17 protein-coding genes and 3 pseudogenes are annotated in these 22,923 nt (G+C 68.8%); 13 read left to right on the forward strand and 7 right to left on the reverse strand.

Features of this window, described 5'->3' with window-relative positions; translation table 11 throughout:
- Nucleotides 1-140: 140 nt before the first annotated feature.
- From EF387_RS49070 to EF387_RS42860, 3 genes and pseudogenes are all read left to right on the forward strand, one after another.
- Nucleotides 141-362: pseudogene (locus EF387_RS49070) on the forward strand (ISAzo13-like element transposase-related protein); the annotation flags it as partial.
- 223 nt (nucleotides 363-585) lie between these two features.
- Complete coding sequence (locus EF387_RS49075) at nucleotides 586-828, forward strand: hypothetical protein (protein WP_238432027.1); 243 nt, start codon at nucleotides 586-588, stop codon at nucleotides 826-828.
- 690 nt (nucleotides 829-1,518) lie between these two features.
- On the forward strand, nucleotides 1,519-2,325 hold the full coding sequence (locus tag EF387_RS42860) for a hypothetical protein (RefSeq protein ID WP_238432028.1): 807 nt from the start codon (nucleotides 1,519-1,521) through the stop codon (nucleotides 2,323-2,325).
- Here the strand turns inward: EF387_RS42860 and EF387_RS49080 are convergent.
- Together EF387_RS49080 and EF387_RS42870 are read right to left on the reverse strand one after the other, a co-directional pair.
- Nucleotides 2,288-2,971, reverse strand: coding sequence for a hypothetical protein (locus EF387_RS49080; protein ID WP_238432029.1), 684 nt, complete (start codon nucleotides 2,969-2,971; stop codon nucleotides 2,288-2,290). The genes EF387_RS42860 and EF387_RS49080 overlap by 38 nt on opposite strands.
- Nucleotides 2,968-3,799 (reverse strand): annotated as a pseudogene (locus tag EF387_RS42870) (IS5 family transposase). The gene EF387_RS49080 and the pseudogene EF387_RS42870 overlap by 4 nt, the downstream one beginning before the upstream one ends.
- A 212-nt stretch (nucleotides 3,800-4,011) precedes the next feature.
- Between EF387_RS42870 and EF387_RS42875 the strand changes: the two are divergent.
- The 6 genes from EF387_RS42875 (at nucleotide 4,012) to EF387_RS49085 (ending at nucleotide 11,860) form a co-directional block, all read left to right on the forward strand.
- A complete protein-coding gene (locus EF387_RS42875; RefSeq protein WP_128382020.1) occupies nucleotides 4,012-4,794 on the forward strand; it encodes a hypothetical protein in 783 nt (260 codons plus the stop codon).
- 241 nt (nucleotides 4,795-5,035) lie between these two features.
- Nucleotides 5,036-6,550, forward strand: coding sequence for a LysM peptidoglycan-binding domain-containing protein (locus EF387_RS42880; protein WP_128382021.1), 1,515 nt, complete (start codon nucleotides 5,036-5,038; stop codon nucleotides 6,548-6,550).
- 614 nt (nucleotides 6,551-7,164) lie between these two features.
- Complete coding sequence (locus EF387_RS42885; protein ID WP_238432030.1) at nucleotides 7,165-8,262, forward strand: ABC-three component system protein; 1,098 nt, start codon at nucleotides 7,165-7,167, stop codon at nucleotides 8,260-8,262.
- Nucleotides 8,259-8,720 carry an ABC-three component system middle component 2 gene (locus EF387_RS42890; protein WP_128382022.1) on the forward strand — a complete coding sequence of 154 codons (462 nt, stop codon included), beginning with the start codon at nucleotides 8,259-8,261 and terminating at the stop codon, nucleotides 8,718-8,720. The genes EF387_RS42885 and EF387_RS42890 overlap by 4 nt, the downstream gene beginning before the upstream one ends.
- Nucleotides 8,713-10,545 carry a coiled-coil domain-containing protein gene (locus EF387_RS42895; RefSeq protein WP_128382023.1) on the forward strand — a complete coding sequence of 611 codons (1,833 nt, stop codon included), beginning with the start codon at nucleotides 8,713-8,715 and terminating at the stop codon, nucleotides 10,543-10,545. The genes EF387_RS42890 and EF387_RS42895 overlap by 8 nt, the downstream gene beginning before the upstream one ends.
- Nucleotides 10,546-11,032: 487 nt before the next feature.
- On the forward strand, nucleotides 11,033-11,860 hold the full coding sequence (locus EF387_RS49085) for a site-specific integrase (RefSeq protein WP_238432031.1): 828 nt from the start codon (nucleotides 11,033-11,035) through the stop codon (nucleotides 11,858-11,860).
- A gap of 307 nt (nucleotides 11,861-12,167) precedes the next feature.
- On the opposite strand, the gene trxA is transcribed toward EF387_RS49085, so the two are convergent.
- From trxA to EF387_RS42915, 3 genes are all read right to left on the reverse strand, one after another.
- On the reverse strand, nucleotides 12,168-12,536 hold the full coding sequence (gene trxA, locus EF387_RS42905; protein ID WP_128382024.1) for a thioredoxin: 369 nt from the start codon (nucleotides 12,534-12,536) through the stop codon (nucleotides 12,168-12,170).
- 135 nt (nucleotides 12,537-12,671) lie between these two features.
- A complete protein-coding gene (locus EF387_RS42910; protein ID WP_238432032.1) occupies nucleotides 12,672-14,177 on the reverse strand; it encodes an MFS transporter in 1,506 nt (501 codons plus the stop codon).
- A 130-nt stretch (nucleotides 14,178-14,307) separates the two neighbouring features.
- The gene (locus tag EF387_RS42915) at nucleotides 14,308-15,312 is read right to left on the reverse strand and encodes an NAD(P)/FAD-dependent oxidoreductase (protein ID WP_128382026.1); all 1,005 of its coding nucleotides are present in this window, start codon (nucleotides 15,310-15,312) and stop codon (nucleotides 14,308-14,310) included.
- 86 nt (nucleotides 15,313-15,398) lie between these two features.
- On the opposite strand from EF387_RS42915, the gene EF387_RS42920 reads away from it, so the two are divergent.
- From EF387_RS42920 to EF387_RS42935, 4 genes are all read left to right on the forward strand, one after another.
- Nucleotides 15,399-16,004 carry an XRE family transcriptional regulator gene (locus EF387_RS42920; protein ID WP_162467330.1) on the forward strand — a complete coding sequence of 202 codons (606 nt, stop codon included), beginning with the start codon at nucleotides 15,399-15,401 and terminating at the stop codon, nucleotides 16,002-16,004.
- Nucleotides 16,005-16,130: 126 nt separating this feature from the next.
- Nucleotides 16,131-17,006 (forward strand): class I SAM-dependent methyltransferase, encoded by an 876-nt coding sequence (locus EF387_RS42925; protein ID WP_128382027.1) that lies wholly within the window; start codon nucleotides 16,131-16,133, stop codon nucleotides 17,004-17,006.
- 124 nt (nucleotides 17,007-17,130) lie between these two features.
- The gene (locus EF387_RS42930; protein ID WP_128382028.1) at nucleotides 17,131-17,931 is read left to right on the forward strand and encodes a DUF1684 domain-containing protein; all 801 of its coding nucleotides are present in this window, start codon (nucleotides 17,131-17,133) and stop codon (nucleotides 17,929-17,931) included.
- Between the two features lie 45 nt (nucleotides 17,932-17,976).
- A complete protein-coding gene (locus tag EF387_RS42935; protein ID WP_128382029.1) occupies nucleotides 17,977-18,354 on the forward strand; it encodes a nuclear transport factor 2 family protein in 378 nt (125 codons plus the stop codon).
- Between the two features lie 283 nt (nucleotides 18,355-18,637).
- Here the strand turns inward: EF387_RS42935 and EF387_RS50290 are convergent.
- Both EF387_RS50290 and EF387_RS42945 read right to left on the reverse strand, forming a co-directional pair.
- Nucleotides 18,638-19,506, reverse strand: a pseudogene (locus EF387_RS50290) (transposase).
- Nucleotides 19,507-19,781: 275 nt separating this feature from the next.
- On the reverse strand, nucleotides 19,782-22,688 hold the full coding sequence (locus EF387_RS42945) for a helix-turn-helix transcriptional regulator (RefSeq protein ID WP_238432033.1): 2,907 nt from the start codon (nucleotides 22,686-22,688) through the stop codon (nucleotides 19,782-19,784).
- Between the last annotated feature and the right edge of the window lie 235 nt (nucleotides 22,689-22,923).

The following is a 22,923-nucleotide window of genomic DNA, read 5'->3' on the forward strand; positions in this document are numbered from 1 at the left end:
TCACCCACTCGGTGAGCACCCCCAGCCGCACATCATCAGACAACCCCACCCACGGATGCATGACCCATCCAACGAGCAGAACACCGACCGGTCACGGCACCGCTTGACTCCTCAAACAACGGCATTGGCCGGGGACATCGAAGTGGAACCGGGTCGAGCACCGCCTGTTCTCCTTCATCTCCCTCAACTGGCGGGCCCACCCGCTGACCAGCTACGAGACCGCCCTGAACCTGATCTCGGCGACTACCACCCGCACCGGGCTGACCGTGACCGCCCGCCTGGACACCGGCAGCTACCCCACCGGAATCGAGATCAGCGAACAGCACGCCGCCGCCCTCACCATCCGCCCCGCCGACTTCCACGGGGAGTGGATACACGATCCCGCCCCAGCCCGGCATCCCCGACGTTCCCCTCCATCCGCCCGGCCCCAGATCGCACCCCCGTCATGCGCACACCTTCGGCGCGACCCTGGCCACCCACCCCCTCCTGACCGGCCTCGAGCGTCACGACCTGGACACGCTCACCGCCAACGTCCGCGAACGCCTCAACACTCTCCCGCCCGAGCAGCGGCCCCGGCACCGCAAGATGACCACGGAGAACGTCATCTGGGCCGCCGTCCTCGACCAGCGCGGCCTGTCCCGCACCGCTTACCTGTTCCGCGTCGGAGAGAACCAGATGAGAGCCCTCATCAAGCAGGTCCGACCCCACCTGGAAGACCTGGGCCACCACCCGGAACCGATCCCCGCCCGCCTGATCGACCCCAGCAACCTCGCCAACTACGCCATGCACGCGACAGCCGCACACCGCGAAGGCAAATCAACCCACTAATTCATCGACGCTCCCAGTCGCGTGTTCTCAGGGGGCGGTATGTGAGTTCATAGGTGTTTTGTCGTCACCTGAACGTGTGGCAGGACGGTATCCCGGCCGGTCGGCGGCCGTGGGCGTGCTGGGCTAGTCGTCGTGAGCGAGCGCAAGCCCTACAAGACCGAGCAGGGTCCGCGCCGCCCATCCCACCCCCCATATCTCACCCTCAACTCCAGCCAAAGGACATGGACGGACAGCAGCCTCCGTCGCCAGGCTGTCCGAGGACGTGGCAGCGGCTCGCAGCCGACGGGCTTCGTGGGTGCTGGCGATGATGTCGTCGCGGATACGGACAAGCTGCTGCAGGAGGTCGTCGTACTCGCTGAGCCTGCTCCCCCGGCGTCAGCCAGCGGCGTTCGCTGAGGAGGAGATGGTGACCACCCGAGCACCCGAACCGGTGTGGTGATCCCACACCACGGACCCGGCAAGGTGGATCCGCTGGTCGACGTGCGGCGCGACATCGAATCCCCCTCTTGCCCGGCCAGTGCCGGATTGGAAACCATGACGGCATGAGACGGGCCGGCCCCGCGGGCACATGAGGCGACGCGGGCGGCTCGGTACGGGGAGGGGTTGCGCATGTCTGTGCCAGGGAACGGGTCGGCCGAGCCCGGCGTTGCTCATCGTCTGAGGCGTTATCTGACACGTTTCGAGCCTGCGGTGACGCGGTTCTTTCTCCTCGGAATCTTCACCGTCGGACTGACTGCCCAGTTCGTCAAACCGGTCGGAGACGCCCTGGAGGACAAGACCTTCCTCGGCGGCGCGCTCCTCAGCCTCGTGGCGTACGTGCTGTACGACGCGGTCCAGGACCTGGCCACGTCGCTTCGGCTGCCCGAGCGATCTCAGGTGGGGTCGCGTGAGTTGGGCCGATTCGTGGACGAGGCCTTCCGCGCCCGGACGGTGGAGATCACCTTTCTCGGCTACACCGGGGAGACGATTTTCGGCCCGCTCTACCGCCGCTTGGAGGACCTTCTCGACGATCCCGGACCGACCAGGCGCGTGTGCATCAGAGTGTTGGTGCCGGATTTCGGGCAGCCCATGACTGTGCCGTCCAGGGTCGGGCCGAATGGTGAGCCGCTGGACGACTCTGAAGTACGGCGAGGCCAGGAACGGAGGTGCCAGGGGTACGACGAGGCGCTGTCCGTGTTCGCGGAGCGGCTCAACAGGTTGGGACGGGTAACGGTGGAGAGCGAGTTCCGCCTCTACCCCGGCATACCGAGAGACAAGATCTGCATTCTCAACCGGGAGTTGGTGCTGCACGGCCTCTACGACGTGCTCGCCCGCACGATCCGGCGCAGCTCAGGCCCTGAGTACTACGACCCCAAGGGCCACCGTACCGATCTGAATGTCTGGTCCGCGAAGGACACCGACACCACCGGAGCCGCTGTCGCCACTTGGAACCAGCATCTGGACGGTTTGTGGAGCCTGGCTACGGTGCCGCCCTGGCGGCGAGTGACGGCGGCGTGAGCAGAGGCCTTTTGTCGAACGGTGCCGTCATGGTGGCTCGTTCGGCGAGCCCGCCACGAGGACGACGACGGTCACCCAGCACACCCCGCGCGGCGTGCTGAAAGGGCTGCATGAGACTTGACGCCTGATTCGTTGCTTCGTTGCGAGATGGTGGTAAGTGACGTGTTGCCCGTTTCGCGCTTGCGGCTGGGGCTGTCGGGCTGGTGGTGGCCTCTCCGGGTGGCAATGGCCGTGGCTGGGTGAACAACCCCTGCTCGGGCTCGATCAGGATCCCGCGTTCGACCAGCCGCTTGAGCTTCAGCCGGACGTTGTCGACGTTGCCAGGCGCAATCTCCAGAGCCATCGCCTCGCAGACCGCCCGTGCCCGCAGCGGGGCGTCGGCCGCGGCGAACACCACCATGATCTGCCGGTAGGCCGGATGGTCCGGCAGCTCCGCGGCCGGCGGCGTCGGCGGGGACGGATCAGGCAGCGCCAGCAGGGTCTTGCGGGTGATGCGGACCTCCTCGGCGACCCGGTCGAACTCCTCCAATTGCGCGGCGAGTTCGGCGATGCGTCCCCGGGTGGCTTCGGCCTGCGCGGCGATCTCGCGCTCTTGCTCCTCCAGGTGCGCCAGCACCGCTCCCAAGGTCAGCTCGCTGCCGCTCATGCGCCGCGCCAGGTGGGGGTGGAGGTCACGGTCAGCATCCGGGCCATCCGGTCGCTTATGGCCCAGTACACCCTCGACTCGGCGGAGGCGGGCCGGTGCTCGTAGTCCCGTACCAGCCTGCGGTGCAGCATCATGATCCCGTTCACCTGCTCCACCACCCACCTCTTGGCCTGCGGGACGAACCCGCCGGCTGCCGGGTTGCGCTCGACGACCTCGACGTCGATGCCCACCTTCTGCCCGTGGTCGATGACGGCGGTCTTGAACCCCTGGTCCACCAGGGCCTTCTGAACCGTGTCGGTGTCGGCGGCGACCTTGTCCAGCAACGCGATGCCCGCGGCGTTGTCGTGCGCGGACGCGGCCAGCACCACCACCGCGATCACCAGACCGAGAACATCAACTGCCAGGCCGCGCTTGCGGCCCGGAACTTTTTTTGGCCGCGCCCCTCCCGGTGGTGTCGGCGGGCACCCCGACGGCCGCGTGCAGGCTCTGGGTGTCGAGCACCACCAGGCTCGGGTCGGCCTTACGCCCCCGGCTCTCGCGGACCTGCCAGCGCAGCACGTCGTGGATGGTTTGGTCGATGCCGTCGTCGCGCCACTTGTAGAAGTAGTACTTCACCGCGCCGGCCGGGGGCAGGTCGTGGGGCAGGTAGTCCCACTGACAGCCGGTACGGGACTGGTAGAGCAGGGCGTTGACGATCTCCCCCATCTCGTAGGCGCCCTGGTGGCCACTGACGGAAGGATGCCGAGCCTTCCAGGAGGCGACAACTGGCTCGATCAGGGCCCACCGCTCGTCGGACAAGTCGCTCTTGTAAGGCTGGCGCTCGCTCACGAAGAACACTCCAGCACGACAGGACTCCCCGATCAGCCCCGATACGACTGTGCCACACATTCCAGCGACAACAAACAGGGCATCACGTCACATACCGCCCTCTCAGGGCGGAACCGTTAGTTCGGCTGACAGACTTGTTTTCACGTCGGGTCGTATGTAGAATGGTCGTGACGGGTCGGCCCCACCGGCCCCCGACTGTAAGGACTGGGCGCGTGGATGCAGCGTTTGATGCCCTCGAATCGGAGATGGCGCGGCTTCGGGGCGAAGTCCGCGTCGCGCTGGTCGGCAACGATCCGGACGCCGTGAACGCCCAGCACGCGGCGCTCCGGCGCGCCGAAGCAGCCTGGCACGCCTTGGTGAATCCGGGTGGCCCGTCCCGAAACCCCGCTTCCGCTCTCGCTGCGGATAGCCGAGCGACGCCGATGCGTTCGATTCGGGACCTGGTCCATCAGACTCTCTCCCTGATCGGCGTGCCGGCTTCCGTGAAGGACATCCGGGCCGTGCACCAGGCGTTCTTCGGCAGTGACCTGCCAGCCTCCAGGCTAGGCAGCCTGAGGCGTGACGAAGAGCGCAGCTACACCGCCACGAACTCCGCCCGCCCGTACTACGTCTGCCCGGCGCTGACGGCCGACCGCTTCGCCCCGGCCCGCGGGGTGCTGAGCCTGAGTACCTGGCCGCTGGAAGAGAGGATCGTGGTCGCGACCTCCAGCCGGGTCAACTTCCTGGCCATGACCGTCGGTATCGCCGATGCTGCCGAACGCCTGGCGCCAGCAGCGCGGAGCGCCGCATTGAACGAGCTGCTGTACCGCCTGGCGCTGGACGTCCTCGGTGCCGCCGCCGTCCTGACCGATCAGAGCCCCGACCTGGATCTCATCCGTAGCGCGGCCCAGGACGAACTGAAGGCTTCCGTGTTCGCAGACCGCCAGGCGCGGGCAGAGGCCGCCGGCCGTGCCCGTCAGCTTGAGCAGGTGCACCAGTACTTCGGTACGCGCTGAACCCCAATTAGCGAGCATCAGTTAGCAGCGTCCCGGCTACTCGACCTGGCCGGGACGCTGTCGCATGCCGTCTCTGGCTGGCACACCCGTCCGGCTGAGCAGGACTTTCGCGGCGAGCCCATTCGGATGCGTCCGGAGTGCAGTGCCCGTAGGACGCCCGCAGCGTGGTGCGTGACTTACTCCTCAGCTGTCTGATCCCGCGTCAGGTACTGCTGTGCCGTGCGGATCTAGAAAGGAAGACATGGCCAAGCGCAAGAGATCGTCTGCCCATGCCGCTGCTGCCGCGGCGGCGGCAGTAAGTCTCGTAACCGTCACGGGCCTGATCGCAGGACAGGCGCAAGGTACGCCGGGCGAAGAAGCCAGCCGCAGTCAGCCCATCACCGGAGCGAACGGCTCTTCGGCACACGGCAGCGACCGTGCGCCCGGTCTGGCACCTGCCGATGGGCCCGCAAAGCGGCGTCCAGCACGCTCTACAGCGCACACCGTAGTCACTGGCGACACGCTCTGGGACATCGCGGAGCGCCACTTCGGCGACGGCCTGCAGTGGACCACGATCTACGACCACAACGAGCGAACCATTGAAGACGAGGCCCGCCGACACGAGTACGCGTCCAGCGACCACGGCAACTGGATCTTTCCCGGGACCGTTCTGACGCTGCCCCAGAAGGCGAATCGTCCGAAAGCCCATGACGAGACCAGCCGCCCGGGAGAGCACGGGGACCACCGGGGAGAGCACGGGGACCACCGGGGAGAGCACGGGGACCGTCCGGGACAGCCTGGGGGTCGCCCCGGACAGCCTGGGGACCGCCCCGGACAGCCTGGGGACCGCCCGGGAGAGCCTGGGCCGGTCGCCGTGCGAGCCGCACTGGCGAAGCTTCAGCAGAACATCCGGGACTACGTCGCACAGAACGGTTCCACGTACACGTTCACCAGCTACGTGGGCGCCACGACGGGGAACATCGTCCTCAACACCAGTGCTCCGGCCAACGTGCTGTCCCAACTAACCGACCTGCCCGGTGCGCCGGAGAGCGAGGTCCGGGCGATCCGTGACATGCAGGTGAACCGGGCGACCGTCCGCGAATTGTCCCGCCTTGACGATCGACCACCGTTTAAGGGTGGTGCTGGTATCTTCGTTGGGATCAAAGACTGCTCCTCGGGCTACGCCGTGAAGAAGCGGGCGAACGGGGCCATCTACATGGTCACTGCTGGCCACTGCGGTCCCGACGGTACCGAAGCCCGCACCAAGTTGCTTCGCCCATACGGCAAGGTCTCCGACGTGCGTCTCCCTCCCCGTTACCCCATGGACATGGCGCTTCTCGGTGGGCAGGAGTACACCGGACGAATCTTCACCGGCGGGATCTTCAGCGACACTACCGTCCCGGTGGTCGGGGCCGGGCCTATCGGCTCGGAAGAGTTCTACTGCTATAGCGGTGCCACCACCGGCGAGTCTTGCGGTCACAGGCTGGTTCAGGACTCCCCGTTCCAGCTTGCCGCAGGCCAGTCATGCGCTGAAGAGGGGAACGGATGCGTCTCTCCCGTCCTCGTCTTCACCGGGGAGAACGCCTCCCTGCCGCGGGGAGGGGACTCGGGCGGCCCATTCTACACCAAGGACCACAACGGCAACGCCATCATCCGCGGCCACGTTATCCAAGGCGGTAAGACCCCAGACGGCCGGTTCGAATTCGGGGTCGCTGAGCCGTGGCCCGTTGTGGCCGCTGAGCTCGGTGTCGACATCGTAACCAGCCCGCCCGAGTGATCGAGCCGGTGCATCAGTCGATCGACTGAGTGGTCCGGTCGCCCCGATGCCCGTGTCTGCACAGTCGCGGTTGAGGGTGGGCATGTCCTCAACCGCGACTGACCCTTCCCAGCTACACCTCACCGTCGTCCGCCGTTGTCGGGACTCCCGCGAGTTCGTTCTGCTCGGCGCATCATCTCCTGACCTGCGGCGCTGGTGAGCGGGGGTTCACTCGATCGCGTGGAGAGTTCGACGTTCCGTCGGGATTCCCGAAGGTCTGCCGCTATCCATGACGCATGGTCGTTACCAGTGAGCTGAGGCATCGATGACGCTCGCGGTCGTCCGGTCGAAAGCGGGGGTCCGGGGGCCGGCGAAGGCCCCTCGGCAGCCACCGGCCCAAGCCGCGGTGTAGCGGTACGAGAACCGGGCCGAGGCCGCTAGCTGGCGCGCAGGGCAGCGCCTGGGTCCCCCTGATCGCCCGGCTCTCGACCTGCTCTGTGCTTTGGCCGTGCGCTGGGACGCTGCATCGTCACCGTCGGTGTTTCGAAGGTAGCTCTTTTGTGAGCGATCGATCAGTGATATCCCTAGGCACAGCCGTTGTAACGGCCACCGACCGGGCTGTACGAGGGGGGAACGTGTCGGATCAGACGCGTGTGCCACAAGGCGATCCCGCCGAACCGCCGCTGGTGCTCAAGGGCCCGACGATGCAGTTTCCGTACATGCCGAGCCCCAAGAAGATCGTCTTCGGGTACGACCCGGACGAGTTCGAGGAGTTCGTCAAGGAGTGGGTTCCGGCCCTTCAATCGGAGTATGTGCGGGTGGAGCGGCAAGGCGGCAGCGGAGACCACGGCATCGATGTGGCCGCGTACCGCAGTGCGCAGGGCCTGGAAGGCCCGTGGGACAACTACCAGTGCAAGCGCTACAAGAGCGCCTTGAACTGGAGTACAGCCGTAGGTGAGATCCGCAAGATGTTCGTCGGGGTGGTGCTGGGGCATTACGTACTGCCCACCCAGTACGTCTTCGTCGCTCCGGCGTTCGCCCGCAATCTGCGCACGGCGCTGGCGAAACCGGCTCAGACCCGTGTGAAATTCCTTGAGGAGCTGGCTGAAACGAGTGATGAGGTCATCACTCGGCTGACGGCCGATCAGCAGCAGGAAGTGGCCCAGCTGGCCGAGCAGACGGACTTTTCGATGTTCGTGCCCGTCGACATGGACCTGATGCTCGAACAGCACAAAACCACCCCGCATTGGGCCACCCGGTTCCCTGACCAACAACGCGAGCGCCCGGCCGTCATGCTGCCTCCGGACCAGCACAATCCCGAGGAGGCCCAATACGTCCAGCAGCTCGTGCGGGTCTATGCCGAGCGGTGGAAGGCCGACGCCGACAACCTCGAACTGATCGCGCAGCACCCCACGGCTGGCGCTCACATGCGCAGGCAGCGCGAGGCGTTCTACAGCGCCGAGTCGTTGAAACGCTTCGCCCGGGACGCCTACCCCGACGGACACTTCAACGCGGTCATGGACGACGTCCACGCCCATGCGGTAGAGGTGGGCGACAAGCGCTTCGAACTCGGCTGGGACCGGCTGCAGGCGGTCCTGGAAGCGGCCGGTGTCGTGGCGCTGACGGAGACAGTTCTCACCCGGTACGTGAGGCCCCTGGACCGCAAGGGGGTATGCCATCACTTGGCGAACGAGGGCCGACTGAAATGGTGTGAGGAAGGGGGAGCCGCGTGAACCCGCTCAACAGCCCGCTGGAGATCGGTGTGCGGGCACTGGTGCTGCTGGCCGAGAGCCACCCCCAGCCCCTCGACCTGGCACAGCTGGCCGTCCTCGACCACGCCGTCCTCCACAGCGGCGACCTCGACGGCCCTCCCTCCCTGCACCCTTCCTTGCCCGGGCACTCCGGTGAACTGGGCATGAAGCGCACCGTGCTGGAACAAGCGCTGCTGGTCCTCATCCGTGCCGGGCTCGCCGGCGTCGAGGCCGATGAGACGGGACTGGTCTACCGGGCCACCGAACGCGGGCCCGCTTTCGTCGACATCCTCGAGGCCCCCTACGTGGAGCGGCTGCGCGAGCGCGCCGAGTGGGCCGTGCACCACTGGGCCCCCGACACCGACGTACGCCAGGCCACCGCGGAACTCCTGGGCGGCTCCCTGTCCGCATCCACGCCATTCGAGGGCCGCCGTGAGTGAACTGCAGCTGACCCATCTCACCTACTGCGGAGCCAACCTCCCCCCGGCACAGATCATCTTCGGCCCGGAGCTGACCGTCATCTACGGGACCTCCAACACCGGCAAGTCGTTCATCGTGAAGTCGATCGAATACATGCTGGGCGGCGCCGACCTGGCGATGGTCCCCGAAGGCGACGGCTACACACAGATCCTTCTGGGTCTGCTCATGCCGGACGGCAGCCCGCTGACGCTGCTGCGCGCTCCTGACAGCAACAGCATTTTCCTCTACCACGCGGATCTGCGTGATTTTGTGATGGGCACGCCGGACGCGTCGGTCACCGCAGTCCACAACGCCCGCAGCCGCAACAGCCTCTCCATCCATCTGCTGCGCGCGCTCGGCCTGGACGAGGTCCTGATCCGTAAGAACGAGGCCGGCGGCACCCGTCCCCTTGCGCTGAGCGATTTACTGCACCTGTCGCTGGTCACCGAGAACCGCATGGTCGGTGACGTGCCGCCGGTGCTGCGTACCGGGACCGCCACCACGCGGACCGCGGAGCTGTCCGTCATGCGATTCCTGCTCACCGGGGAAGGCGATCCGGCCGTGGACACCGGCCTCAATGCCGGGCAACGCCGCGTCCACAAGGGACAGATGCAGCTGTTGGACCAGCTCGTCCTCGACCTGTCGTCCAAACTCGTCACGCAGGAGAACGAGCGCCAGCTCCGCGACCGGCTCATCCGGATCCGCACCGCGCTGGACGAGCAGTCCGCACCGCTGCGCCAGGTCAACGAATCCCACCGCGAAGCGGTCGACTCCCGCATGGAAACCGCCCGGGAACTGGCCGCCCTTGATGAGCGGCTGACCGAGGTAAGTGACCTGCTGGGCCGCTTCAAGTTACTGGAGGCCCAGTACCGCTCGGACCTGGAACGGCTGGCCATGGTCAACGAAGCGGGCAGCATCCTCGGCTACTTCAAGGTCGGCACCTGCCCGTTCTGCGGCGCCGAACGCGAGCACCAGCAGCCCAACCACCGGGTGGAGGAAACCACCCAGCTCCACACTGCCGTCGAGGCAGAGGCCGCCAAGACGACCGCACTGCTCGCCGACCTGCTACCCATCATCGCCGACCTGGAAAGCGAACAAACAACTCTGATCAGCCGCCGGGTGGAGGCGCAGTCCGACATCGGCGTGTGGGACCAGATCATCGCCGACCTGGAAGGCGGCATTGCCGCACTGCGCTCCGACCTCGAAGAGCTGGTCGAGGAGCGGTCCGTCGTCGAGCGTGAACTGGAGCTGCAGGCCCGCATCGCGGAGCTCGACGACAAGAAATCCCGCCTGGTCGGTGAGGGGGCCGTAGCCACTGCGCGCCCGGCCCAGCACATCCCGACCGCCACGGTGGGCGACTTCGACTCCATCCTCCAACAGACCCTCAACGCCTGGCAGGTGCCGGCCGCCGACCACGCCGAATACGACCAGTATTACGCCGAGATCCGCGCGGGCGGCCGCAAGCGGATCGAATGTGGCCAAGGGATGCGCGCGGTCCTGCACTCGGCGTTCACCACGGCGCTGGCCCGCTTCTGCATGGACCGGGACCTGCATCATCTCGGCTTCGTCGTCCTGGACTCGCCCGTGGTCACCTACCGCGACCCGGAACCCGAAGACATCGACGATGTGGAACTGACCTCCACCGTCGTGGACCGGTTCTACAAGGACATGCTCTCCTTCCCCGGCCAGGCCATCATCATCGAAAACGGCGACCCGCCCACCAAGGTGCTCTCTGAAGCCGTCACCTACCACTTCACCGGAACGGCAAGCGGCAGAGCGGGCTTCTTCCCCTCATCCATGCATTAGCACCGAATCAACTCCTGCCGCCTGGCACCGCCTTATCGAGGGTGTGAAGCGGCCGCGGCCTTTATCTAGGGCTCCACGACGTTTTCAGCAGGTCGACGGGGTTATCGAAGTTTCAGGCACGTAAGGCACGTTTCCGGAAGCGGTTCGGCCGAACCGCTTCTTGGGCTCCTGTCCGGGCCGCGCATCGCGCCGCCGGGCTGGTGCCGAAAGGCAGCGAAGCTGAAACGGTTACCACGGGGGCCACTTCCCGAAGCAGGGGCTGGGGGGCCACTTCAGCAGGACGGCTGTGATCCCCGCGCGGGCGTCGTCTCGCTGGCCAGTTGGCCCGGGACGGCGGCCAGGGCGGTACCGGCGGGCGGGCCGGGCACGGGGTCGCCGGGCCCGGGCGGGCGGGGTGTGAACGCTGTGCCGCGGCCATTTTGTCGGGACTCCTGAAACTTTGCCGCTATCCATGACGCATGGTCGTTTTCAGTGAGCTGAGGCATCGATGACGCTCGCGGTCGTCCGGTCGATCGGTGCACCGCGGCGGCTGGAGACAGCGCAGGAGTACGAGGACTTCGAGCAGGAACTGGTCGACCAGTTCCTGCTCGCCGGGCTCGGTGCCGGACTCGCGGACAGCTCGATCGAGGACGACCGTCGGGCGGTCTTCGAGTTCGTACGGTTCCTCGGCCGACCGGTGTGGACGGCTGGGCCGGAGGACGCGGACCGGTTCCTCACGGACCAGCGCAGGGTGAAGAAGCTGGGGCACAGCACGGTCCAGCGCAAGGCGTGGACGCTCGCTCAGTTCTTCGACTTCCTGATCGTCCGCTACCAGGGCGACGTCCACGTGCTGACCGGCCATGTGCTCGTGCAGCCGATCGACGAGTTCAACCGTCCAGCGAAGAGCGAGTACGGTACCCCGCGGATCCCGCCGGCCGAGGCGGAAGTGGACCAGCTGTTCGCTGGATGGCGGGAGTCGTTAGCCGAGGCCAGAAAGTTCCTGCCGGCCGCCCGGGACTACATGGTTGCCTTGTTGTGGCGGCGCGTCGGTACACGGATGACCGAGACGCTCAAGCTGGACATCCGCGACTGGCGGCCGGACCTGGGCGACTTCGGCAAGCTGCATATCGGGAACGGCAAGGGCAGCCGCGGACGCGGGCCGAAGCCCCGCCTGGTGCCCGCCATCAACTCTGCGGACGTCCTGATGGACTGGTGGCTCGGCGACGTGCGGCACCAGTTCGGCGACGACTACGCGCACCCCGACGCCCCGATGTTCCCCAGCGAGCGCCGCGACCCCCTGCGGGTTTTTGCGGGCGTGCCGGGGACGACGCCCTGAGATCGGGGCTGAAGAACGCGGTGGACCGCTTCCTGCCCTCCTGGTCGGGGAGGCTGACGCCGCACGTGTTGCGGAACTTCTGCGCGTCCTGGCTCTACCTGCGGGGTGTCGACCTCAAGGCCGTGCTGACTGAAGTCGGAGCGCAGTGTGTGGGCTGGTACTTCAGTGTCGCGATGATCGCCGGTTTCCCTAACCGGCGATCATCGTCCATGTTGCGCCTCTGCTGGAGGGCTCGGCGGCGGACGGGGCGCTGGCGGACGCGGGCTTCCGACGCCTGAAGTGGTCAGCTTCGTAGGGGTGTTGGCGCCTACTGCTCGTTCCTTGGGGCGTTGCTCTGAGCGCGCACCTCATTCATGTCGAGGCCCAGGGCCCGTTGGATGAGTCCGGTCAGGGCGGCCTCGGACAGGGCGCCGGGCTGGCGGAAGACGGCGATCTGCTCGCGCACGATCATGAGGGTGGGGATCGACGTGATCTCGAAGGCTTGGGCCAGTTCGTGCTGGGCCTCGGTGTCGACTTTGGCGAAGACGACGTACTCGATCGTGTCGGACACCCGCTCGAAGACAGGTCCGAACTTGCGGCAGGGGCCGCACCATTCGGCCCAGAAGTCGATGATCACGAAGTCGTTGCCGGTGATGACCTCGTCGAAGTTGTCCGCGGTCAGGTTGATGGTGCTCATGGAGGCTACTCCTGTGTGGGGTCGGAGAGGGGGGGGTGGTGCTGGGGGCGGGGTGGGGCGGTCGGGCCCGGCACGTGGGTGCCGGGCCCGACAGCCGTTCGCCGTGCGGGCTTCGCACGGTGCTTGCTCGTGGGGTCAGCGGGCGGCGACGTTCCCGGCGGTCGCCGATGCGGGGGCTGCCTCGTCGTCGGCCTGGAGGGGGGCGGTGTTCTTCGGGCCGCGTAGGGCGACGTAGACGAGCAGGGCGGCCATGACGGCGACGCCTGCCCACATGGCCTGCTGCCAGCCGTCGACGAAGGACTGCTGGGCGGCGTCGATGAGGTCCTGGGCGTGGCTGCCGGTGCCGGGTGCGGCCTCGACGGCGTTGGCGATGCCTTCGCGGGCGGTGTCGGCCGCCCCTCGGGGGATGCCGGCGAGCTTGCCGTCGATGGCGCTGCGGTAGCCGCTGGCCAGGAGAGCGCCGAGCAGGGCGACGCCCAGGGCGGTGCCGAGTTCGCGGGTGACGTCGTTGAGGGCGGAGGCGACGCCCTGCTTGGCGCGGGGCAGGGAGCTGGTGATGGCCTCGGTGGACGGGGTCATCGCCAGGCCCATGCCGATGCCCATGGCGAGCATGCCGGGAAGGATGGAGAGGTAGCCGCCATCGACGGAGACGAACAGAGCCATCAGGGCGAGGCCGAGGGTGGACAAGGTGATGCCGACGCTCATGGTGGAGCGGGCACCGGACTTGGCGGCCATCTTGGGGGCCAGGCCGGAGGTGATCATCATCATGACGGCCATGGGCATCATCGCCACGGTGGACAGCAGCCCCGACCAGCCGAGCACGGCCTGGAAGAAGGGGAAGAGGACGACGGCGATGCCGGCCTGGACGCCGAAGACGACGAGCAGGGTGATGGAGCCTCCGGCCAGGCCGCGCTCGCGGAAGAGGCGTACGTCCAGCAGTGAGGCGTCGCGCCGGCGCAGCTCCCACGCGACGAACACGGCTGAGGCGATCACGCCGACGGCGAGGCTGGCCAGGGTGACCGGGTCGGTCCAGCCGCGCTCGGGGCCCTCCTGCAGCACGAAGATCAGCCCGATCACGGCGACGACGGAGACCAGCGCGCCGACGGTGTCGAAGGGGTGGGTGGCGTGCTCGCGGGAGTCGGGCACCGACTTGAACGTCATCGCCAGGCCGACGGCGACCAGGACGACGGGCAGCACGAATAGCCACCGCCAGTCGGCGACGTCCACCAGCAGGGCGGAGAGGAACATGCCCAGGATGCCGCCACCGCCGGCGACGCCGGTCCACACGCCGATGGCCTTGCCGCGCTCCTCCTCGGGGAAGGTCGAGGTGATGACGGACAGCGTGATCGGCATGATCATCGCCGCGCTGACGCCGGCGGCCACGCGGGCGCCGATCATTACCGCGGCCGACGGGGCGACCCCGGACACGATGCTGGCCGCGCCGAAGACGACAAGGCCGGTGATCAGCATGGGTTTGCGGCCCAGCCGGTCACCGATCGCGCCGAGCGGCAGGAGCAGGGCGGCCAGGGCCAGGGTGTAGATGTTGATGATCCACAGGACGGTGGTCTGGGAGGCGCCCCACTCGACGGCCATGTGGGTCTGGGCGACGTTCAGCCCCGACACCGAGGCGATGACGGCCATCAGCGCGATCGAGACGGTGATCAGGATCGCGCGTTGAACAGGTCCGGTCGCATGAGGGGAGGTGGAGCGGGGGGGGGCGTTGACCGCGGTCACCGCAGGGAGCGGTGCCGCGGCGACCGCGCGGGAGGGGTCAGGCCGGGGTCCCGGCCTGGGTGGCGGTAAGGGCCGCGTCGGTGTCGGCGGCGGCGAGGACGGCGTTGATGTGGGCACCGGCCAGGGCGCCGGCCGCGGCGGCGGCGCCGACCTGGGCGGTCAGGTCGGTGGCGTTGCCGGCCACCCACACCCCGGGGACGTCGGTGGTGCCGGCCATGGCGGAGGCGAATCGGCGGCCCATGTCGTCGGGCAGGTCCTCCATCGGCAGCTTCAGCCCGTCAAGGCCCTCGGTGCGGGCCTGCATCTGCGTGGCGACGGCGATCACCCGCCGGGCGACGACCGTGCCGTCGGCCAGACGCACACCGGCCAGCGCGCCGTCGTCCTCCACGATCTCCGTCACCGCGGTGTCGATGACGCGGATGTTGCGGGCGGCGAAGCGGGCGCGGGTGTCCTGATCCACCTGCGTGCCGTTGGAGAAGTAGACGAGGTCGTCGGTGAGTTGCCGGAACAGCAGCGCGTGGTGGAGGAAGCCGGGGCCGGTGGCGAGGATGCCGATCGGCTCGTCGCGCACCTCCCAGCCGTGGCAGTAGGGGCAGTGCACCACGCCGCGCCCCCAGTGCCCGGCAAGGCCCGGCACCTCGGGCAGTACGTCCCGCAGCCCGGTCGCCACCAGCACCCGGCGCGCGCTCACGCTGCGGCCGTCGGCGAGAGTGAGGGCGAACCGCAGATCGCCGGCGACCGGTTCCGCGGGCTCGACCGAGGCGACCTGGCCGAAGACGACCCGCCCGCCGTAGTGGCGGACCTGCTCCCGACCGCGCGCGAGGATCTCCGACGGTGCGGTGCCGTCCAGGACGATGAAGCCGTGCATGGCCTCGGCCGGGGCGTTGCGCGGAGTGCCGCTGTCGACGACGAGGACAGAGCGCCGGGAGCGTGCGAGCATGAGCGCGCCGTTCAGGCCGGCCGCACCGCCGCCGATCACCACGACGTCCACCGTGCGGCTGGGCCAGGAATCGCTGCTGTAGTGGGAAGTCTGCGCAGACATGTCGCGCCCCTTTCGTACGTGCCCCCGGTGCAACATCTGGCTCCGACACTAAGCCCGCTATGCAGCCAGGGCATACACTGTTGCCTATGACGCAAGAAGATGGAGCGCTGGACAGCCTCGTACGCAAACGCATCCGAGCCCTGCGCGTCGCGCAGGGCTGGTCGCTGGAGGAATTGGCCACCCGGGCCAACCTGAGCCAGTCCTCGCTGAGCCGGATCGAGAACGGTCAGCGCCGCCTCGCGCTGGACCAGCTCGTCACCCTCGCCCGCGCCCTGGACACCACGCTCGACCAGCTCGTGGAGAACGCCGCCGACGACGTCGCCATCAGTCCGATGATCGACGGCACCCACGGCCTGATGCGCTGGCCGATAAAGGGTGACCCCGGCATGAGCGTCATGCGGCAGCGGATGACCGAACCGCCGCCGGACAATCCCGCCCGCATGCGTGCGCACCCGGGCCGCGAGTGGCTCGTCGTGCTCTCCGGCACCGCCGTCCTGATGCTCGGCCACCGCCGCTTCCGCATCGAGACCAACCAGGCCGCCGAGTTCCCCACCATGATGCCGCACGCGATCGGGGTCGAGGGCGGGCCGTGCGAGATCATGGGGATCTTCGACCGCGACGCCCGCCGTGGTCACCGCGACACCGCGGGTGAGAGCGCCGACCGCGACAGCGCCGAGGGCCTCTGCCGGTAAGCGGCGACCGTCCGAGGCCGCCGCAAGAACCGCCGATCTTGCGCCTCGGGCAGTCCACCCCACCCCCTTCATGCGCAATGCGCAAGAGGTTGTGCGCTTGGCGCATTGCGGTCATACGGTAGGGGCATGACCTCAGAACACGGGCACGCCTCCCACCACGACGGACCGCACGGCCACCACGGCGAGCAGCACGACGACGCGGGGCAGGCGGAGATCCTCGACCTGGACGCGGAGGTCCTCGCGGCGCACATCGCGGACATCACCGCCCGGCTGCCGCTCACCGCGGAACCGCGCCGGATCGTGGACCTGGGCACCGGAACCGGAGCGGGCACCTTCGCCCTCCTGGACCGCTTCCCCGACGCGCAGGTCACCGCCGTCGACTCCTCCGCCGGCCACCTCGCGCTGCTGCAGGAGAAGGCGTGCGCCCGCGGCCTCAACGGCCGGGTGCACACCGTCCAGGCCGACCTCGACGCGGACACCTGGCCCGACCTCGGCAGGCCGGACCTGGTGTGGGCCTCGGCCTCGATGCACCACATGGCCCGCCCCGACCGCGCCCTGCGCACCGTCCACGAACTCCTCACCCCCGGCGGGCTGTTCGCCGTCGTCGAGCTCGCCGGATTCCCCCGCTTCCTGCCCGCCCACGCCCCCGAGGACCGGCCCGGACTCGAGGAGCGGGCCCACGCCGCGACCGACCACTTCCACGCCGAACACGTCCCGCACCGCGGCGCCGACTGGGGTCCGATGCTGACCGCCGCCGGCTTCGACGTCGAGGACGAGCGCACCATCACCGTCAACATCGACGGCACCCGCAGCGACGCGGTCGGCCGCTACGCCCTGCGGAGCCTGCAGCGCATCCGCGGCGTCGCCGCCCCAGCGCTGGACGCCGAAGACCTTGCCGCCCTCGACGCTCTCCTGCACGAGAGCGGCCCGCACAGCATCGCCCGCCGCGACGACCTCGCCGTGCGGACCGAGCGCACCGTCTGGGCCGCCCGCCGCCCCTGACACCCGACGCATCCACGACGGCCCGCCGAGCAACATCCGCGCCGGCCGGGCATGACCCTGCCCGCGCGCACATCCTCCCCGTTGCGCCCGCGGCCGGGACGGAGCAGAGAAAGGAAGCACTCCCATGACCGCACCGCAGCGTCCTGCGGACTTCGACGCCTGGCTCGACGAGCGCTGGAAGGAGATCGCCGGCGTCAACGGCAAGGGCACGGTCGCCGCCAAGGCCGTGATCAACGGCCAGGCCCCGCGCGCCATCGATGACCTGCCCGGCATGTGGGCCACCACCGCGACCGGCGCGCTGAGCCTGACGGCACGAGCCGCCGACGGCGTGTGCGTCAACGGCGAACCGGTCGACGGCACCACCGACGTCCCCTCCGGCGCCACCGTGGAACTCCCCGGCGGTCTCACCGCGTTCGCCGGAGGCGCCGACGGCTCCTACGGCGTCGTCGTCATGGACCAGACCCGCGTCCGGCGCACCGGTCTCAGCGGCATCGACCGCTTCCCCTACGACCCCGCCTGGGTGTTCGAGGGCCGCTACCAGGCCCGCGAAGGCCGCCACATCGAGGTCGAGCGGCTGACCGCGCCCCGCTCCCTGGACCTGATCTCGGCGCCCGTCGACGTCGTGGTGACCATCCACGGCACCGAATATGTCCTCGCCGTGCTGGAGGAGTCGCCCGGCCGCCGCCTGGTCATCTTCACCGACGAGACCAGCGGCGACTCCACACCGACGATCGGCCGCTGGCTGGTCCTGCCGCTGCTCGAACCCGGCTCGCCGGTGAGCATCGACTTCAACAAGGCCACCCTCTCCTACCACCACCTCAACCAGGACGTCTTCACCTGTCCCCTCGCCCCGCCCGGCAACGACCTGCCCCTGCGCATCGAGGCCGGCGAGCGCGCCCTCACCCACGCCACCGACCAGGGCTGACCCAGGTCCTCCCACCTCCCCTACGAGAATGAAGGACAAAGCCGCATGAGCCAGGAACTCAACGACAAGGCCGTCACCTACCTCCGCGCACTGGAGTCCCGCGACTGGGACGCCGCCCGCGCCCTGTGCACCGACACCACGACCGTCTGGCACAACGACGGCAAGGGCGAGCAGTCCATCGAGGAGAACATCGCGGGCATGGAAGCCCAGATCGATTCCATCGAGTCGATGCGCTACGACATCCTGCGCCAGTTCTCCCGACCGGGCGAGGTCCTCCAGCAGCACGTCGTCCACGTCGCCACCACAGGCGGCATGCGCGGCGAGGTCCACGCCGCCGTCTTCTTCGGCTTCGACGACGCCGGACAGATCAAGCGCATCGAGGAGTACGCCAACTTCATCCCCGTCGGCGGGCAGGACTCCTAGCCCCACCAACGAGCACACGCCCCCTCATGCCCGCCGGCCACCGAGCGGCGATGAGGGGGCGGTCGTTGTGCCGAGCGCGCGGAAGCAGACCGACCACCGTGCTGGGCTGCCCTTTCCCCGTCCCGGCCTGGTCGCACGGCACGCACCCCAAGACGGGACCGCGGCGGTGACCGGCCTCTGCGCCGACGCCCCGGTCGGCCAAGCCGCGATCTCGTGCGCTGTTCGACGTCTACGGGCCGCGATCCAGAGGGCGTGTAAGCGTTCTTGTGTAAGTCCTTGATTTTCACTGGGCGCTGATGCGGTCTTCGAAGAACAGCGCGAACGCGTTGAGGGCGCTCTTCCAGTGTGCGGCGACTTGGTTGATGTCACGCGCTTTGGGTTCGATCAGTTCCCGCACCGCGAGGTAGAGCACCTTCAACGCGGCCTGCTCCGAAGGGAAATGACCGCGGTTGCGGGTGGTCTTGCGGAGCCGGGCGTTGATCTACTCGACCATGTTCGTGCTGTAGACGACCTTCCTTATCTCGGCGGGAAAGGCCAGGTAGGGCGTGAACTCGCTCCAGGCTGCCTGCCAGGTCTTCACGATCGCCGGGTAACGCTTGCCCAGGTCAGAGGCGGCGAAGGCGTCCAGGGCCTGCTCGGTCGGCGCCGTGTAGATCGCTTTGAGCGCCGGTACCAGTTTGGGATGGTCCTTCGGCCACACGACGTCCAGCGGCCGGTTCTGCCACGCGGCCAACTCGTCCACGACCGCGTCGGTCACCGTGCTGATCAGGTCCGTGGAGACCTCGACGCCGCAGATGGCCGCCAGGTGCGAGCGGATGTCCCGCACACTCTCCCACGCGCGTACAACGACAGGATCCGCTCGTTGAAGCCCGCCAGGCGCCGGGCACCCTTCGGCAGGATCTTCGGATCGAACGCTCCGTTGCGGTTGCGGGGAATGGCGACCGTCACCGCTCCGGCGTCGGTCAGCACCGTCTTGGGCGAGGTGCCGTTGCGGCTGTTGCCCGACCCGCGGCCGGCAGGATCGTGTTTCTCGTAACCCAGGTGGCCGGTCATCTCGGCTTCGAGGGCCCGCTCCAGCACGGCCCGGGTCACTTCGGTCAACAGCCCGCCCTCACCCAGCAGGGCAGTCCCTGAGGCATCGGCACGGTCCATCAACCGCTCGACGACCTCGTCCACCAGCTCATCCGCTCGACCGCCGGATTCTCCTTCTCACTCATGTCCGTCCGATCCGGAGGCCAGGGGACCCACTACGAGCCCCCGACCAACCTGTCACGTCAAGGACTTACACGATCTTTCAGACACGCCCCCGGCTGACGCCGCCGTTCGGGATTCGGGTTCGGGGGCACGTAAACCGTCGGTACGGCGGATTGCTTTCTGAACAGAGTCAGTGTGGGCCTGCTGGGGAGCATGGGGTGGTGTCCGCCGGGTCAGTGGTCGTCCGCGCTGTGGGGGTTGGGAGGATCGCCGACGGTGCCGGAGGTGGTGAGGCTTCCGTTGAGCCAAGCGGCGGTGAGTTCCCTCCGGGAACGGGTGCCGGTGCGCTGGAACAGTCGTGTCAGGCGCTGCTCCACGGTCTTGGGGCTGCAGGCGAGTTCTGCGGCGATCTTCCGGTTGGTCGCACCGTCACTGACCATGCGCACCAGTGCGATGTCGGGTTCGGTCAGCGTCTGGTGGCCTTGGCGGAGTCTGGGGATGGGGATGTTGCGCTGCTGTGCGGCACGAGTGACAGCGGTGCGGAAGGGGCGTCCCAGGCCCAGAGTGTGGGCGTTGCGTACGGCCTCGGTCAGCCAGCGCCGGGGGTCGTCGGCGATATGGGTCAGGCACAGGCTGGAGATGACGCTCAGGTGGACGTCGCCTCGGCGCTGGATCGAGCGGTGAGCGGTCAGTGCACTGTCTGCGTCGTGGTGGGCGATGCCTCGCGCGATGAGGAGGGTCTCGTGGGTCATGGGTGTGGCTGCCTCCTCGTGCAGGGCTTCCAGTTCCTCCAGGGCCTGCTGGACCGTGTGCGGCCGGTCCGAGCGGGCGGCGAGCGTCAGGATGCGCAGCAGCAGCCGTTCCACCCCGGCGAGCTGGCCGTTCTTGCGTGCCTGCCGAGCGTCGTGCCAGGCCTCCTCCAGCGCGTCCTCTACTCGGCCCGACCAGTACCGGACCGCCAGCCGCGCCCGGGCCACCAGCGGATGGGTGAGGGTGTCGGGGACCAGGTCGAGCCACGCTGTGGCGTGTGCGACGTCGCCGCGCGTGCTGTGGATCTCCGCGGCAAGCGCCCGCGCCAGGTGGGGGCCGCCCGCCGTGCCGTGGGTCCGGCTGCGTACCTCGATGCGGCGGGCTGCCGCCAGCGCGGCGTCCCAGTCCCCGGCCAGGTAGTCACGCACCATGCCCCGGTACTGGACGGCGATGCCCTTGGGTGCCGCGACATTCCGGTCGCCGAGGACGGCGGCGAGAGCACCCGCCAGGTCCGCGTAGGCGGCGGCGTCGCGCAGCCGGTCCAGGGCCCGGTCATCGATCGCGTCGGGAGACATGTTCCGCCGTGCCCGGCGCAACTCGGCGTGGCTGCCCACCGCGGCGGCCACCAGGCGCAGTTCGGCGGGCGAGGGCAGCGGCGTACGGCTGCTCCCGGGAGCGAACCAGCCCACGGCGTCCGGAACGTGGTGGGCGGCCGTTGCCTGCCGGGGCGTCAGCGGGCCGATGCCGTAGAGGCCGCCGAGTGCCGCCGGCCCGGTCACGGCGGGAAAGCGTTGAAGCGCCTCGCGGTAGCGGCTATCGGTGTCATCAGTCCAGGGGGAGCGGTGTTCGTGAAGTGCCGCCCACACCCATGCACCGGCGACGGTCTCCAGGTCGGCCGATGTCCCGCTTGCACCGGCCACGGTCTCCGGGGCGGCAGCCAACTCGCCGTCCTCGGTGTTTTCGGCGTGCGGCGTGTCCAGGCAGGCGAGCAGCGGCTCGCCGAGCGCCAGGAGCCCGCCGTGGTCACCGTGCCGCAGGCTCAGGCTGCTCGCCTCGCTGAGCACGCCGGGGGTGCGCCCATCCTGCGGCGTGAGCCGGCGCAGCGCCGCAGCGTAGGCGCGGGCCGATCGGGGCCAGTTGGTGCGGGCGTCCTCGCGGGCCGCGGCCAGCAGCAGCGGCACCGCGAGAGCGTCGTCCAGGCCCGGGCCGGCGGCTGCGACGTGATCGGCCAGCCTCGGGTAGCCGCTGCCCGTCGCCTCGGCTCCGAGCCGGTCCGTCAGCGGGGTGACGAAGCGCGCATACACCCCCTGCACATCACGCCGGGTGGGCAGGGTCCGTAAGGCCGCCGCGAGCGCCGGGACGGTGAACGACAGACGACCGTCCTGGTCCGCGGTCAGTATCCGGTCGGCGACCAGCCGGTCCAGCTTGTGCTCGATAGCCTGGGCCTCGGCCGACGGCAGCCTGAGCACGTCGTCGAAGCGCACTTCGGCGTGGTCCAGCACCCGGGCGGTGACGATCGCAGCCTCGACGATCTCGGGGTCCGCAGGCGCGTCGGGCCAGCCGAACCGGAGCAGCTCGGCCGACCCGGTGGTCAAGCGCAGCCGCTTTTGCGGAAGCGTGAGGCATAACCGGCCGTCGAGTTCCGCCAGGTCCTGTTCGTCCAGCGCGTCGAGCACCGACAGCACGGCCCGCGGGTTGCCCGCCAGCGTGCCCAGAGCCCGCGACACAGCATCCGCCAGCGCGGGTTCGGCTGGATGGCCGAACCGCCGGGTGACGTGGATGTCGACGAGCGTGGCGATGTCGCAAGGCTGCAGTGGCGGCAAGGCAAGGACCTGGTCGGCCACGGCCGTCAGCTGGGCGCGGCCTGGGTCCGCCGCAGGCCCCGGCCGGCCGGCCATCACCACGGGTACGCCTCGTGGGCGGAATACCTGCAGCAGCAGCGCCAAAGTGTCGGCGCTGCGCTGCGGCATCCGCTCGACGCCGTCAACGACCAGCGCGAACGGGCTCTGGCGGGATGCCTCCATCAGTACCTCGGAGAAGGCAGACAGCCCACTCACCTCGCCCTCCCGCGCAGCGGCACGCAGCAGCGCCCGGCGTGCGACGGTGACCGGCAGCAGGCAGCCGTCGGGATCCTCGACGACCAGACCGCAGCCCACGTCGACAACGATTGCGCCGGCGGTGTCGTCAGTGTCTTCCCAGCCCAGACGCAGCACCGCGGCGCCGTCCTGGGCCGCCGCACGCCGCGCCTGCTCCAGCACAGCGGTCTTGCCCATCCCGGCCTCCGCGGTGACCAGCAGAACGCGGGCCGCTTCGCCGGTGGCGCGCAGAGCCTCCACTACGTCGCGGACGGCGCCGTCTCTGCCGATGATCGCTCCACGCTGTTGCCGCACGGTGCCACCTCGCTCGTTCTCCTCACCCCCGAGGAGAGATGACATCTGGCCCTTTTTCGTTCCCATTACCCAGACGGAGACGAACAGCTCTTCTGTCAGCGGGAGTTGGTACGCAAAGGCCCTGACGGTTCACGACGTGGCGACGACGCTCATAATGTCAGCGCACCGACGAAGGCTCGGGCGCGGGCACACAGCCGAGACTGCCGTGTTCACCATCCGCCTGGGCATACCTCTG

The sequence above is a fragment of the Streptomyces cavernae genome, assembly GCF_004023625.1.
GTDB lineage: Bacteria > Actinomycetota > Actinomycetes > Streptomycetales > Streptomycetaceae > Streptomyces > Streptomyces cavernae.

Excerpts from the sequence above, each read along its gene's own strand:
- EF387_RS42880 (WP_128382021.1), top strand. The coding sequence starts at position 5,036 with ATGGCCAAGCGCAAGAGATCGTCTGCCCATGCCGCTGCTGCCGCGGCG.
- EF387_RS42920 (WP_162467330.1), top strand. The coding sequence starts at position 15,399 with ATGACGCAAGAAGATGGAGCGCTGGACAGCCTCGTACGCAAACGCATC.
- EF387_RS42925 (WP_128382027.1), top strand. The coding sequence starts at position 16,131 with ATGACCTCAGAACACGGGCACGCCTCCCACCACGACGGACCGCACGGC.
- trxA (WP_128382024.1), bottom strand. The coding sequence starts at position 12,536 with ATGAGCACCATCAACCTGACCGCGGACAACTTCGACGAGGTCATCACC.
- EF387_RS49085 (WP_238432031.1), top strand. The coding sequence starts at position 11,033 with ATGACGCTCGCGGTCGTCCGGTCGATCGGTGCACCGCGGCGGCTGGAG.
- EF387_RS49080 (WP_238432029.1), bottom strand. The coding sequence starts at position 2,971 with ATGAGCGGCAGCGAGCTGACCTTGGGAGCGGTGCTGGCGCACCTGGAG.
- EF387_RS49075 (WP_238432027.1), top strand. The coding sequence starts at position 586 with ATGACCACGGAGAACGTCATCTGGGCCGCCGTCCTCGACCAGCGCGGC.
- EF387_RS42910 (WP_238432032.1), bottom strand. The coding sequence starts at position 14,177 with ATGGCCGTCATCGCCTCGGTGTCGGGGCTGAACGTCGCCCAGACCCAC.
- EF387_RS42915 (WP_128382026.1), bottom strand. The coding sequence starts at position 15,312 with ATGTCTGCGCAGACTTCCCACTACAGCAGCGATTCCTGGCCCAGCCGC.
- EF387_RS42930 (WP_128382028.1), top strand. The coding sequence starts at position 17,131 with ATGACCGCACCGCAGCGTCCTGCGGACTTCGACGCCTGGCTCGACGAG.
- EF387_RS42935 (WP_128382029.1), top strand. The coding sequence starts at position 17,977 with ATGAGCCAGGAACTCAACGACAAGGCCGTCACCTACCTCCGCGCACTG.